The sequence below is a fragment of the Blautia sp. HCP3S3_H10_2 genome (assembly GCF_052122375.1).
Lineage (GTDB): Bacteria > Bacillota > Clostridia > Lachnospirales > Lachnospiraceae > Blautia_A.
Genome location: NZ_JBQKCL010000004.1, coordinates 175,851 through 189,562 on the forward strand (window position 1 = coordinate 175,851; position 13,712 = coordinate 189,562).

Annotated in this window: 12 protein-coding genes; 5 read left to right on the plus strand and 7 right to left on the minus strand. The window is 43.6% G+C overall.

Annotation, left to right across the window (positions count from 1 at the left end; all coding sequences use genetic code 11):
* Positions 1-173 precede the first annotated feature (173 nt).
* From ACTQWB_RS05695 to ACTQWB_RS05710, 4 genes are all read right to left on the minus strand, one after another.
* Positions 174-857 carry an ATP-binding response regulator gene (locus ACTQWB_RS05695; RefSeq protein ID WP_441500900.1) on the minus strand — a complete coding sequence of 228 codons (684 nt, stop codon included), beginning with the start codon at positions 855-857 and terminating at the stop codon, positions 174-176.
* A gap of 27 nt (positions 858-884) precedes the next feature.
* The gene (locus ACTQWB_RS05700) at positions 885-2,255 is read right to left on the minus strand and encodes a sensor histidine kinase (RefSeq protein ID WP_441500739.1); all 1,371 of its coding nucleotides are present in this window, start codon (positions 2,253-2,255) and stop codon (positions 885-887) included.
* 50 nt (positions 2,256-2,305) lie between these two features.
* Entirely contained in the window at positions 2,306-2,443 is a 138-nt protein-coding gene (locus ACTQWB_RS05705; protein WP_441500738.1) for a hypothetical protein, read from the minus strand.
* A gap of 148 nt (positions 2,444-2,591) precedes the next feature.
* Positions 2,592-4,766, minus strand: coding sequence for a response regulator (locus ACTQWB_RS05710; RefSeq protein WP_441500737.1), 2,175 nt, complete (start codon positions 4,764-4,766; stop codon positions 2,592-2,594).
* A gap of 217 nt (positions 4,767-4,983) precedes the next feature.
* Between ACTQWB_RS05710 and eutJ the strand changes: the two genes are divergently transcribed.
* Complete coding sequence (eutJ, locus tag ACTQWB_RS05715; RefSeq protein ID WP_441500736.1) at positions 4,984-5,823, plus strand: ethanolamine utilization protein EutJ; 840 nt, start codon at positions 4,984-4,986, stop codon at positions 5,821-5,823.
* Between the two features lie 31 nt (positions 5,824-5,854).
* On the opposite strand, the gene ACTQWB_RS05720 is transcribed toward eutJ, so the two are convergent.
* Both ACTQWB_RS05720 and ACTQWB_RS05725 read right to left on the minus strand, forming a co-directional pair.
* Entirely contained in the window at positions 5,855-6,784 is a 930-nt protein-coding gene (locus ACTQWB_RS05720) for an AEC family transporter (RefSeq protein ID WP_441500735.1), read from the minus strand.
* Positions 6,785-6,811: 27 nt separating this feature from the next.
* On the minus strand, positions 6,812-7,069 hold the full coding sequence (locus ACTQWB_RS05725) for a hypothetical protein (protein ID WP_441500734.1): 258 nt from the start codon (positions 7,067-7,069) through the stop codon (positions 6,812-6,814).
* 511 nt (positions 7,070-7,580) lie between these two features.
* Here ACTQWB_RS05725 and nrdD point away from each other — a divergent pair.
* The gene (nrdD, locus tag ACTQWB_RS05730) at positions 7,581-9,770 is read left to right on the plus strand and encodes an anaerobic ribonucleoside-triphosphate reductase (protein ID WP_441500733.1); all 2,190 of its coding nucleotides are present in this window, start codon (positions 7,581-7,583) and stop codon (positions 9,768-9,770) included.
* Between the two features lie 134 nt (positions 9,771-9,904).
* Positions 9,905-10,414, plus strand: coding sequence for an anaerobic ribonucleoside-triphosphate reductase activating protein (gene nrdG, locus ACTQWB_RS05735; RefSeq protein ID WP_441500732.1), 510 nt, complete (start codon positions 9,905-9,907; stop codon positions 10,412-10,414).
* A 156-nt stretch (positions 10,415-10,570) separates the two neighbouring features.
* Here nrdG and ACTQWB_RS05740 read toward each other — a convergent pair whose 3' ends face one another.
* The gene (locus ACTQWB_RS05740; protein ID WP_441500731.1) at positions 10,571-11,626 is read right to left on the minus strand and encodes a 5'-3' exonuclease; all 1,056 of its coding nucleotides are present in this window, start codon (positions 11,624-11,626) and stop codon (positions 10,571-10,573) included.
* 274 nt (positions 11,627-11,900) lie between these two features.
* Between ACTQWB_RS05740 and ACTQWB_RS05745 the strand changes: the two genes are divergently transcribed.
* A complete protein-coding gene (locus ACTQWB_RS05745) occupies positions 11,901-12,302 on the plus strand; it encodes a hypothetical protein (RefSeq protein WP_441500730.1) in 402 nt (133 codons plus the stop codon).
* Between the two features lie 13 nt (positions 12,303-12,315).
* Positions 12,316-13,575 carry a M56 family metallopeptidase gene (locus tag ACTQWB_RS05750; RefSeq protein WP_441500729.1) on the plus strand — a complete coding sequence of 420 codons (1,260 nt, stop codon included), beginning with the start codon at positions 12,316-12,318 and terminating at the stop codon, positions 13,573-13,575.
* Positions 13,576-13,712: the final 137 nt, after the last annotated feature.

The following is a 13,712-nucleotide window of genomic DNA, read 5'->3' on the forward strand; positions in this document are numbered from 1 at the left end:
CTTTACTTTATGCAGATAATTACTCTGCAAATAATCTAGCGTGGTTCATTTAGATTATACATTATTTTTTGCCCATTAAATGTAACCGATTTGTAACAAAAAATCCTTCTTCTCCTTGAGAAATATGATTTCTCAACGAACAAGAAGGATTTTTTATTTTGATTTTTTAGATTTTATAATTTTTCTCTTCGTTTTCCCACGCTTTCCCGTAAAACCTTCAAAAGCTTTTTTTCTTCAAGAGGTTTGGAAAGATGCGTATTCATCCCGGAAAACCGGCTGTTGATGATATCTTCCGCAAATGCATTGGCACTCATGGCGATAATCGGGATACTGTCTGCATCTGCTCTTTTCATGGAGCGTATTTCACGTGTGGCATCCCAGCCATTTAACTCAGGCATCATAATGTCCATCAAAACTACATCGTAATATCCAGGTGCAGATTCCTTGAATTTCGTTACTGCTTCCAGTCCATTTGCTGCCTCATCCACATGGATACCATTATTTTCCAGCATAAAACTGACAATCTCCATATTTAATTCATTGTCTTCTGCTACCAGGGCATGCAAGCCTACTACTTTAATTTCGTCATAACTTGGCGCTATTATCGTTTTCTTTTCTTCTCCGATTTTAAATGGAACCGTTGTAATAACGGTTGTCCCCACTCCTTTTCGGCTCTTTATTTCAATGGTTCCGCCCATTCTGTCAGCAAGTTTCTTTGCAAGCGCAAGCCCCAGCCCGCTTCCTTCATAAGTTGACCGGCTTGTTTTATTTTCCTGGGAAAAAAGTTCAAACGCATGCTCTACAAACTCTTCACTCATACCTTGTCCGTTATCAGGACAGCCAAATTCATATACGATTTTTTTCTCGTCTGCAAACTTCTGGCCTCACCAGACCTGCACACTTCCACCGGAATCCGTAAATTTAACCGCATTATCTGCCACTATATTTAGTAATCGCTCCAGAAAGATGGGATTCCCAGTCAGATAGATTTCACTTAACTGGGCCCGGTTCCAATCTACAACATAAGAAACTCCCTTATCTAAAGTCTTTCTCTGGCTATTCGTATTAATTTTATTCAGCACCTCTGTAAGATCAAAGGAAAGCTCCTGCTCTATCAGCTCTCCTGTATCCAGTTTCGTGATATCCAGAATATCATTCACCAGAGAAACCAGATATCTGGATGATTCCATAATCTTATCCCTGCATTTTTGCTGCATCTGAAGATCATCCGGATAATGGTTTGCCAGATCAAGCATACCAATGATACCATTCATGGGCGTCCGGATGTCGTGGCTCATGTTCGACAGGAATCTGGTTTTCATGGCTGCATCCTGCTTTGCCTCTGCTACCTGATCGATCAGAATCTGCTCCTTTCTTTTGGAATCACTGATACTTCGGATCACACAAAGAACATGGGTCAGATTTCCATTTTCGTCCCGCTTTTTCTCAATAAAACGGAGCTTATGCCAGCTTCCGTCTTTCATCTTGTATTCCATTGCAATGGATTCTTCATTTCGCATTCTCTCCGGCAAAGTAAAAATATCGGAAAATCTGAAAAATGCTTCCTGATATTCTTCCGCTACCAGCTCCCGGCACACCTTTTTATTATTGGAGGATAAAACACCGGAATTGACAAACTTCAGGTGATCGGTATCCCGGTTTGCAATCTCCTCAAAGTAATCCGCTTTAATATCAATTCTGGAAATATACTGATACGTTTTTGCAATGGCTGCGATGATTTCATTTCCAAGCCTTGCTTCCTCCAACGCCTTTCGCAATTTTTCCTGGGTTTCTCTTTCTTTGTAAAGAATGCTGTCAATATTCCGATATCCCAGAAAGATGCTAAACTGCTCCTCATCCACCTTTCCTTTCACCGCATAAGCTTCATAATAACTGTGTTTCCCAGTTCTGGAAACACTATGATAGTAATAAGTGATTTTCTCCGTATCATTAAGCGCAGCCTTCAGGTTCCGACAGGAATGCCATTTTAAAAATTCCTCTTTATCCTCTTTCAAAATAAAAGAATCGGCATACTTTTTCGTGTATTCATCAAAGTTTACAAACGGATGAGGATTCTTTTCCGCAATCTGTCTGGCATTTGTATTTGCGACCAGCCGTAAGATTTCATATTTTCCAGAATTAAGTTCTATACGGTAAAGGGAAACATATTCCGGCAGCAGTTTATTTAAAACATACTTTTCTTTATCCAAAACCACTTCTTTCACTGCTTTATTTTCTGTTTTGTCCAAAGGCATACTATCCCCCTTTCTCTGTCTTATAAGAACACATATTGTTTCGCACTATCTCATTTCACATTGCTCTGATTATACGCCTTGTGCCTTTCTTTTTCAATGATTGAATGCGTGAAAGTTCCTTTTAGGATTAGAATTGGCTCTGAACAGCAGCTAGAGCGTGTTTGAAAAATCATTCCTGCAATCTGCACGCTATAGAACTTTTCTAAAAGAAAAATGACAAATATAGTAAGAAATATGATAAAATTAAAAAAACTTACTACTGGTCAGACCGTGAAAAGTAACAGATTGAATGACCAGCAGCTCGAGATGGGAGGAAAGATTGAAAATGAGAAACACTCATTTTTTATATTTCGCCAGAGTACAGTGAAGCTTTCCTGCATCAACCGGTTTCGTAAAGTGTTCGTTCATCCCTGCTTCAAACACTTTTTTCCGGTCTTCCTTAAAAGCATTTGCTGTCATAGCAATGATTGGAATCGTCCTGGCGTCTTCCCGTGAAAGCTGGCGGATAGCTTTTGTAGCTTCGATGCCATCCATGACAGGCATCATGATGTCCATTAAAATCGCATCAAACGTACCAGGCGCAGATTTTTCAAAAAGCTCTACGGCAGCCTTTCCATCCCCGGCAGATGTAACCAGAACACCATCGTCTTCCAGAATTGCCTGCGCGATCTCCAGATTCAGTTCGTTATCTTCCACAACAAGTACCCGCATGCCGCTGATATCCGCCAGAGGTTCTTCCTTCGGAGGTTCTGTTGCTTCCGGAGATGGATCAATATCAAATGTCAGGTGAATGGTAAAGGTGGTACCCACTCCAATAGTACTTTCTACTTCGATGGTGCCATTCATCATTTTTATCAGATTATGTACGATTGCCATGCCAAGCCCGGTGCCCTGGTAGACAGTGCGCACATTATCATTTTCCTGCACAAATGGCTGATAGAGCTGCTTCTGGACAAATTCCCGGCTCATACCGATACCGGTATCACTGACAAGGAATTGAATTTCTGCCTGTGTTCCATTGCTGGAGATTTCTTTAACTGTAAGATTTATCTGGCCATTTGGCTTATTGTACTTCTGGGCATTGCTGATCAGATTCAGAAGAATCCGGCGCAGATGCATGGGACTGCCAAGCAACTTCGGATGAGAAACCGAAGTATTCAATGAAAAAACAGTATTTTTTTCATTGGGCTGATCTTCTATGATCTGGCGTGTACGCAAAAGCTCTGCGTTCAGATCAAAAGGCTTATGTTCCAGACGGACTTCCCCATATTCCAGCTCGCTCATGTCAAGCACATCGTTTAAAAGAGAAAGCAGATGGGCAGAGGCACTGTCGATTTTTTGCAGACAACTGTCGATCAGCTCTGGATCTTGCTCATTTTTCCGGATCCGTTCTGCCATACCCATTATGCCATTGATCGGCGTACGGATATCGTGGCTCATATGGGACAGAAATCTGCTCTTAGCCTGGTTGGCGCGCTGTGCTTCTTCATTGGATTCTTTTAACTGCTTCTGATAAGAAAGCAGGGACTGAATGTAGGCAGCCTGACGGCGATCCATGATCTCCGCTGCAATACATAAGGAATAGGCAACGGCAAGGCCAAGGAAGAAAGTGACATAAAACAGCTGATAGTGCTGTAAAACATAGGAAAAAGAACGGTCTTTGGTAAAATTCGTCAGCCATTTCGTTTTCAGCTGTCCGATCGTTCCATCGATCGACATCTCCTGCAAAGCCGTGTTTACTTTTTCCTTCAGCTCTGGCCGGGAATCATCTACTGCCATAGCCGGAAAACTATTCGCGATCGCAACGCCCATTTTCAGGTCAAAATCATTACGGTCGATAATTTTGGATGCAACGGCGGCATGACAGATGCCATAGTCCACGTCCCCGTTTTCTACGGCCTGCAGGATTTCGGTATTGGTGTAATATTCCACATATTCGCATTGCAGATCATAAGTAGATTCAATAACAGAACGCGCCATCAGGGCAACCCTTTTCCCGGCAAGACCAGCAGCACTGTTAAGTGTTTTCTTTCCATAAACGCAAAGCTGGTCAGAGCACATGGGGATGGTGCGTAAAGTTCCCTCCATATTTGAGAAGATTTCAAGTCCCAAAAGAACATCGGCGGTTTTGTTTTCAAGCATAGCACGGCATTCCAGCCATTCACCCGTTTTAAACTCTAACCGCATGCCAAGCCGGTTGGCCACCTCTGTCATTATTTCAATATATAGCCCGGACAGATCTCCATTTTGATTGATATAAGAGTTCGGGCAAAAATCGTAATCTGTAGCTACCCGAAGAACAGAGGCTGTCGGGTCAGTAGTCATGACTTTTGTCTCCAGCACCGGCTCTTTTGCAAAAAAGCCCATCTGGAACGCTGTAAAAATAACCGGAACAAGAATGCCAGCCAAAGTCAGAAAAGCCACAAGTCTCACATAAATCTGATGCATGGATTTTTTTCGGTTCTCTGGAATCTTCATATTATATCCAATATCCTTTCTCAAACAGAACATAAAATCACATTTCTTCCCGAAACCCTTTCCCTAACAGGCTCTGGTAGCTTATGGAATTTTTTTCTTTATTATACTGTGCCTGGCACATCCGTGTCAATTTATTCTACACGATAAAACAACATTGTTTTTTTCCGTTCTTTCATATATAATAGATATATTATTGATATGAATGTCATATTGAAATTTCGCGGTTTTCGCAGAAATGGAGTGTCCGGATATGGAAATAAAAAACAGGACTTTATCAAATTTTGCAGAGCTGGTGCGCACCGGTGAATGCAAGAAATTCAAAGGCTGGTTGAAGGTAGGCGTGGATCTTGGTACTGCCAATACTGTTCTGGCTGTTGTAGATAGCACCAACCGGCCTATCGCAGGTGTCTCTGCCCCTTCCCACGCCATACGTGACGGCGTTATCGTAAACTATTTTGAATCCGTCCAGCTTGTTACCAGGTTAAAAGCCCAGCTGGAGGAGAAGCTGGATACAGAACTCCCCTATGCCGCTGCTGCCATTCCCCCGGGAGTTTCCGAAGGCAGTGTAAAGAGTATCGGCTATGTCCTGGAGGGCGCCGGCTTTGAGGTAACCAATATCATTGATGAGCCTACTGCCGCTGCTGCCGTACTTAAGATCACCGATGGTGCTGTAGTGGATGTAGGTGGCGGCACTACCGGCATCAGCATCCTGAAAGATGGGAAAGTTATATATACTGATGATGAAGCCACCGGCGGAAGTCATATGACTATGACAGTCGCAGGACATTACCACATTCCATACGAAGAAGCTGAGCTCTTAAAGACCACTCCCGAAAAAGAGGAAGAAATCTTCCCTGTGATCAAAGCCACCATCGAGAAAATGGCCTCCATCACCGAGAAGTTTCTTACAGGATACCAGGTACCGGCTGTTTATGTGGTAGGCGGCTCTGCAAGCTTCAAAGAATTCACAACCGTATTTGAGAAGAAGCTGGGACTTCCCGTTTACCGGCCTGTCCATCCTCTTCTTGTAACACCCCTTGGAATCGCATACAACTGTGAGCTTCCTCCCAGCCTGCCCAAAAAGAAATAACTATTTTAAAAAACTTCACAGACAAATGCAATCAGTAAACAACAAATGCCATCACCACATAAACAAGTATGGATACCAGGCAATACAATGAATTCGTGGTGGAAACATATGCGCTTCCATCCTCACTTTTCAGGAATGTCTGCATACTGAATGTAGCTGGTGAAGACATATAGCTGATTATGGCAAGATTCAGGATCAGATTGTCTCCTACTATGTAATGAACAGCCAGCAGCACACCCGCGATCATCACAGCCTGTAAAAGCACGCGCAGTACGATGGTCTTAATACATGGGGCAAACAGCTTCTTATCCAGCTCGATACTAAAGCCTACCACGATCAGGATAATCGCAGTTACGGAAGTGGTGAGAATATTCTCCACGCTTGTATAGGTACCTGCAAAAGGACCTGCCAGAAGCTTCTGTACCACGCCTGTAAGACCAGCAATAATGCCAAGGACACTGGCAATAAATGCCGGTGTCCGAAGCGCACTTGCAAACAGCTTCCGGGCATCGATCTTATCTCCGTTTTCTACCTGTCCTAACATTCCCATATACACGCTGAATCCAAACAACAGTCCCGCAATATCCAGTACTGCGATCTGGGAAAGATTTTCTGTTCCACAAAGGCTTGTGTAAAGAGGATACGCCATCAGCCCGCCTTCGTACACACTGACCATAAATGGCAGATATTTCCGGTAACGCTCATCCATAAATGGCTTAAGGGCAAATCCAATGCTAAAGGAGATCACAAGCATTACAAACATGATGCCAACCAGGATACCAGTCTCTTTATTATACTCTGCTGTGGCCAGCGCATGGAAAATAGCTACAGGAAGCATGATCTGGGTTACCAGGACCTTCATGTTATCAATTCCGTTCTGGTTCAGAAGCCTGAACTTCTTACAGGCCATTCCCAGAAGGATCATTACCAATACCGGCAAAACAATTTCCAATACTTTCATTTTAATGCACTCTTTCTGTATATGATTTTATTCATCAAAATCTGTCTCAAACACACCCTCCGGCGTCCGCATGGTAAGCACTCCCAGGTTAAAATCGTCATCCATTACGGTAATATGGTACTCAAAAACCACATCATCCTCAAACTTGGAAAGCAGAATATAGCTTCCATTCTCTTTTCCTTCAATCTGGTCACAGATATCATCATACACATCTGCCCCGGAGATCCGGCGTGGATAACCGGAATCTTTAATCTTCTTTTCAATTGCAGCGTATAATTCTTCCATTTTTATGATCTGCAGCATGACAGCTGCATACTCCCTTCCTTTTGTTATTTTAGGAGAAAACTCTGTTCCCCCTTTTCAACATGTAATTGTATAATAATAAGGTGTAGAATGTCAAATCAGATTTTGCCTATTATAGCGATTGTCAAGGGTTGATTTTTATTTTTTTCCAAGTATAATAGAAAAAGATGCGGACGCGAGAAAGGGTTGCCCTTGGCAGCCCTTTGTTCATGCCACTACTGGAAATCCTGCACGACTGCAGGATATTTTGTTGCGCACAGTAAAATTTCACATACGGAATAATGCTGATTATTTCACGCATTACAGGAATTTTATATATGGTGGAACTGGTTTTTTTCCAGGTCCTGCCCATAAAATTTCAGCACATTTCACAGATTTATAAAATCACAGGTTTTGACCTTGACTTTTCTGTAGAATCCTGTAATATTGATAGTGCACAACATCTAGTATGTTATTTGATTTACGAACACAATATATGGAGGGATTTTTAGATATGAGCACAGAGGTCAAGGCAAACGTCATTAAACGAAATGGCGTGGAAGTTATTTTTGATAAGGCGAAGATCATCAACGCCGTAGAAAAAGCGAATGAGGAGGTTCCCAAGCTCCACCGGCTGAGTCATTACCAGATTACGGCACTTGCTGACATGATTGCCACCCGTGCCCTTGAATCCTCCCACGCAGTAAATGTAGAAGATATTCAGGATATGGTAGAGACCGGCATCATGGAGATGCGTGGCTATGAGGTTGCGCAGAAGTACGTGCGTTACCGTTATAAGAGAGAGCTTACCCGTAAGTCTAATACCACAGATGACAGTATCCTCGCCCTTCTGGACCAGATCAATGAGAATGCCAAGCAGGAGAATTCCAACAAGAACCCTACCATCAATTCCACACAGCGTGATTATATGGCAGGCGAGGTCAGCAAAGACCTGACTATGCGTGTCCTTCTCCCAGAAGAGATCGTAAAGGCCCACGACGAGGGAATCATCCATTTCCACGATTCTGATTATTACGCACAGCGTGAGCATAACTGCGACCTTATCAACCTGCAGGATATGCTTCAGAATGGTACGGTTATCAGCCAGACACTGATCGAGAAGCCACACAGCTTCTTTACCGCATGTAACGTTACCACACAGATCGTTGCACAGGTAGCCAGCAACCAGTATGGCGGACAGTCCTTCTCTCTTGCCCACCTGGCTCCATTTGTAGATATCAGCCGCCAGAAGATCCGTAACAAAGTGATCGAGGAGCGTAAGGCCTGCGGCGAGCCACTGGATGATGAGATCATCCAGAAAGTATCCGAGCGCAGATTAAAGGACGAGATCCAGAGCGGTATCCAGACCATCCAGTACCAGCTGATCACTCTTATGACCTGTAACGGACAGGCACCTTTCGTAACTATTTTCATGTATCTGGATGAAGTTCCGGAGGGACGTACCCGTGATGACCTTGCACTCATTATTGAAGAAGTGATGAAGCAGCGTATGCAGGGTGTGAAGAATGAGCGCGGTGCATGGATCACACCTGCTTTCCCGAAGCTGATCTATGTTCTGGATGAGGATAACATCCATGAGGATTCCAAGTACTGGTACCTGACCGAGCTTGCTGCTAAATGTACCGCCAAGCGTATGGTTCCGGACTACATCTCAGCCAAGATCATGCGCCAGTTAAAGAATGGCAATGTTTACACCTGCATGGGATGCCGTTCTTTCCTTACCGTTGAGGAGAAACAGAAGAACCCGGATGGCTCTTATAAATTCTACGGCCGTTTCAACCAGGGCGTTGTTACCATCAACCTTGTGGACGTAGCATGCTCCTCAGAAGGTGATTTCGATAAATTCTGGGAGATCCTTGAGGAACGTCTGGAGCTTTGCCACAGAGCACTGCGCTGCAGACATGAGCGTCTCCTTGGCACAGTTTCCGATGTTGCCCCGATTCTGTGGCAGTATGGTGCTCTTGCACGTCTTAAGAAGGGTGAGACCATTGACAAACTCCTTTATGACGGCTACTCCACCATCTCCCTTGGATATGCAGGACTCCATGAAATGTGCATGAGAATGTACGGCAAACCTCATACAGACCCTGAGGTCCGCCCATTCGCCCTGAAGGTTATGCAGCGTCTTAATGACAAATGCGCCCAGTGGAAAGCTGCTGAGAACATCAGCTATTCCGTATATGGCACTCCAATGGAATCTACCACATATAAATTTGCCAAATGTCTCCAGAAGCGTTTCGGCATCATTCCTGGAGTTACCGATAAGAACTATATTACAAACAGCTACCACGTTCATGTTACAGAAGAGATCGATGCTTTCTCCAAGCTGAAATTCGAGTCCGAATTTCAGAAGCTTTCCCCAGGAGGAGCCATCAGCTACGTGGAAGTTCCGAATATGAAGCACAATATCCCGGCAGTTCTCTCTGTTATGAAATTCATCTATGATAACATCATGTATGCAGAGCTGAACACCAAAAGTGATTTCTGTGATGTCTGCGGATATGACGGGGAGATTCAGATCAAAGAGGACGAGAACGGCAAGCTGATCTGGGAATGCCCGAATTGCGGTAACCGCAACCAGGATAAGATGAGCGTTGCCAGAAGAACCTGCGGATACATCGGTACCCAGTTCTGGAACCAGGGACGTACCCAGGAAATTAAGGACCGTGTATTACATTTATAATTCGTTTCTTCTTTAACAGAACCTGACCTATAAGAAATATTCTGGGAACATTTTATCTACAGCTAATAACAAATAATCCGGACAGTTCTTATATTTCTGTCCGGATTTTCTTTTATATAATGAGGGTGATTGGTATGAACTACGGAAATATTAAATCTTATGACATTGCCGATGGTACAGGTGTACGTGTAAGCCTGTTCGTGTCCGGCTGCAGACACCACTGCAAAGGCTGTTTCAATGCCCCTACCTGGGATTTTGATTATGGGGAGCCTTATACAAAGGAAACCCAGGATAAAATATTAAACCTCCTCTCTCCGGACTATATCGAGGGCTTCTCCCTCCTTGGTGGAGAACCCTTTGAGCCGGAAAACCAGGAAGTGCTTGTAAATCTTCTGGAAGAGATCAGGCGCACCTATCCAGGAAAATCCATCTGGTGCTACACCGGTTATCTTTTTGACAAGGATCTGGTTCCCGGCGGCAGGGTTTACACCCCCTTTACAGACCGGATGCTCTCCTGCATCGATGTTCTGGTGGATGGGGAATTTATCCAGGAATTAAAGGACATTTCTCTTCAGTTCCGGGGAAGCAGCAATCAGAGGATTCTCCATCTGGAGAATGGGAAACTGGTGAAGGAAGGGCTGTGATTTTCATGCAGCCCTTTTTTCACTAATTACAGCATTATGCTGATTACCTTTCTTCCTGGAGTTTTTTCCTCTATAGTTTCATTTCTTACTAGAATTTCTTTTTTCTAAAGTTTCATTTCTCACTAGAATTCTTTTCCCCTTAATTTTCACTTTTCTTTAGAATTTTTCCCCTTGGAGCTTCTCTACTTCTGTCAGAATGCTATTCATCTCATATGCCTTCAACTGCTTTACCAGTTCTTCCATGTTAATATTCAACCGCATATCTTCCAGGCTTTCCTGGATCGGGATATCACGCTTCATGGTGGCAAGCTGTTCACTTAAATAAACCATTTCTTTGTTTGTTTTCAGTGCTTTTAAGGGGCTTCTGCCGATTCCAAGGCTTTCCTTCCAGAATGTATTTAATTCTTTCTCCTTTTTCGCAACTCCCTCACAGTCTTCAATAACTCCGTAAATCCCGTCCAAGGTCTTATACTCTTCTACCAGAGGGGCTGCCGCAGAGGAAACGCCTTTACATCCAGGGATTCCATCTCCCGGATCTCCGGTAATGGCAAGAAGCACCGGAATCTGCTCCGGGTAAACGCCCTCTTCGGAATAGACGATCTCGGGAGTATATTCAAATACGTTAGGGGGAAGTGCTTCGTAGCCGTCTTTTCCATAAAGGCCATAGGCATCCTTCAAGGCTTCCAGCTTATCCTTGGTAACCACACGCCACATACGGGTGTAAGGGCTTACCAGCTGGAAATAGTCGTGGTCCTTGGTAAGCACAAAGGTCTGAAGCTCTGGCCCCTGGAATTTCTCTACAAGGGAAGCTGCATAGTCATCTGCCTCATAGTCCGGACTCATAAATACAGGGCAGCCGATCACCTTCAGAAACGCTTCCATCTGAACGAACTGCTCCTTCAAAGGCTGGGCGGTCTCCTTTCGGTTCGCCTTATAGAAATCCGCTCCCAGCTGGGTGCGGCGGAAAGTATCCCTTGTCATATCAAAGGTAAACGCCACATATTCCGGCTTCACCTTCTTATAAACTGCCAGAAGGGTGCGGAGCATGGTGAACATGGCATTGGTATATTTCCCATCGGAGGTATGCAAGATCTCCGGGTAATGTCTCTCCTTCTCCTCGTCTGTCTTTGCAAAAAGAATGGATTTCGGCAGATTTCCATAATAGGACGTGGACAGCATGGAGGAGCCGTCAATGATCAAAAATTTCGGCATGGTAAGTCTCCTTTATTCTTGTAGCAGGCAAATGTTTCTTTTGCTCGCTTTTTATTTTTCATGGGCGCCAGAAACAACCTTTGTTTCTGACTTTCGGCTAAAACTTTTTCAAACATGCTTTAGTATACCATAAAATTACCCGTTCCGAAAAAAAATAGAAAAAATTTTCAAATTTCGTGTTATTTCTTCTTTCCAGATTCGTATATATAGTGAAGGGAGCAGGAAATAAAATTATTTCACAATCCCGTTTCTACGTAGAATGAGGAGGTCCATAATGAAAAAAATTATTTTAGCAATATTCGGTATCCTGTTTGTACTGATTACCGGATGTTCGCTGCTGATCTGTATGATTAGTGGAATTCCAACTTTTGATCAGCCAGCTGCGACCTTTTATCTGGTAAAAGCCATCGTTTTATCCTTTGGTTTTCCATTGATCGCCTTTGGCTTCTTTGCACATGACCTGTATCTGAGACACAAAATGGAGATGCGAAGCCAGATGATCCGGAAATTCAAGGAAAGCCTTATGGCATACCAGGAATCCAGCTGCGGGGACTCTACGGAAGCTTCCGAAGAGTTCAGAAATTCTCTTACCTGTCTGTTTTGCGCATTTGCTGAGGATGGAAAGCTCAGCGAAAATGAGCAGAAAGACCTGCTAGATTATATTGACAAACTTTAAGAGAGGGACTTGCATGCTTTTAATCTGTATGAGTATAGCAGGCACCATGCCATTACTGCTCTGTGTCCTGCTGATGTTGATCACGCGGAAAAGATTTAACTACCGGCTTGGCCGGAAACTGGTGTTTCTCAGTCTGGCGGGGTATCTGATACCCTTTCAGGTGGTGAAGTACTTGATGCCATTGGATGTGCTGGAGGAAACCAATTCTCTGAACGCCATCGTAGATTTTGTTAATTTGGACAACAAGGAAGCGATTTCCTACTCTGGAATCTCTGTCTGGATGTCTGACCAGGTACTTATGATCATCCTTTGCTGGTTATTCCTTATCACTGGCTTTAGTATTTATCAGATCATAAAGTACCAGCAGCTCACGCGAAAGCTGAAAAGGATTACCGACAGGAAACACTGTTTCTTATCTGGAATCGGAAACGTGGAATACCGCATTTCCCCTCAGATAGGTTCTCCCTACACCATTGGGTTTGCCAGCCCCTTTATTGTAGTACCAGAGAGCCTTGAAGAATCCAGACTGTCTGAAATGATACTGCGGCACGAATACTCGCACCTGCGCCATCATGACTCAGCTGTAAAGCTGCTCAGCCTATTAATCATTTGCCTTCATTTTTTTAATCCATTCGCCTGGCTGACACTTTACCTTTACACCAGATTTTCCGAGTACATTGCAGATGAAGCAGCTACCAAAGGCTTTACCAGGGAAGAATGTAAAGTCTATGCCTCCGCTCTCGTCGCTCAATCCGGCAAAACCAGACAGGTTCCTGTAGTCTGGAGAAGCAATCTCTTGGGAGGGAAATTTTCAATTAGAAGGAGAGTGGATTTCATTATGATGAAACATAAAAAAGCATCTAAAATTGGTACTGCAGCAGCGATTTTGGGATCTGTGATTTTAAGCGGAAGTACTGCTTTTGCGTATGCACCGGCACAGACAACAAGAACAGAATCAAATACTTCAATGACAACATTTGAATCTGTAAACTTTAGCAGTAATCAGGAAAGTAGTAATTTATGGACTGATTCTCGTATTATTTTTACTGACTCTAATGATTCTACTACACTTATAGATGCTAATAATTTGGAGACCAGAGCCATTATATGTACCCACGTATATGAAAGTGGTTACGCTGATACACATACCTCCAAAAGCAATGGTGGCTGTGTTGTCCGTACCTATAAAGCAAAGCGCTGTTTAAAGTGTAATGACATCGTTTTTGGAGAATTGCTCAACACGGTAACTTACGCCAAGTGCATCCACAAATAACCCACACCGCCTTGATGGGAGGAGGACGGCTGGGTTAATAAAAAAACAACTCAATTATATCATTATCTTTCGCAGAGCTCAGAGGGACCGAAAGTTAAAAGGAGCCAGGGAAGCGTTTCGCTTTCCCTGGCTCCTTG

Coding starts and splice junctions, on each gene's coding strand:
- ACTQWB_RS05720 (WP_441500735.1), bottom strand. CDS start 6,784: ATGAAAGTATTGGAAATTGTTTTGCCGGTATTGGTAATGATCCTTCTG.
- nrdD (WP_441500733.1), top strand. CDS start 7,581: ATGAGCACAGAGGTCAAGGCAAACGTCATTAAACGAAATGGCGTGGAA.
- ACTQWB_RS05725 (WP_441500734.1), bottom strand. CDS start 7,069: ATGGAAGAATTATACGCTGCAATTGAAAAGAAGATTAAAGATTCCGGT.
- ACTQWB_RS05745 (WP_441500730.1), top strand. CDS start 11,901: ATGAAAAAAATTATTTTAGCAATATTCGGTATCCTGTTTGTACTGATT.
- ACTQWB_RS05740 (WP_441500731.1), bottom strand. CDS start 11,626: ATGCCGAAATTTTTGATCATTGACGGCTCCTCCATGCTGTCCACGTCC.
- ACTQWB_RS05700 (WP_441500739.1), bottom strand. CDS start 2,255: ATGCCTTTGGACAAAACAGAAAATAAAGCAGTGAAAGAAGTGGTTTTG.
- ACTQWB_RS05750 (WP_441500729.1), top strand. CDS start 12,316: ATGCTTTTAATCTGTATGAGTATAGCAGGCACCATGCCATTACTGCTC.
- eutJ (WP_441500736.1), top strand. CDS start 4,984: ATGGAAATAAAAAACAGGACTTTATCAAATTTTGCAGAGCTGGTGCGC.
- nrdG (WP_441500732.1), top strand. CDS start 9,905: ATGAACTACGGAAATATTAAATCTTATGACATTGCCGATGGTACAGGT.
- ACTQWB_RS05710 (WP_441500737.1), bottom strand. CDS start 4,766: ATGTTCTGTTTGAGAAAGGATATTGGATATAATATGAAGATTCCAGAG.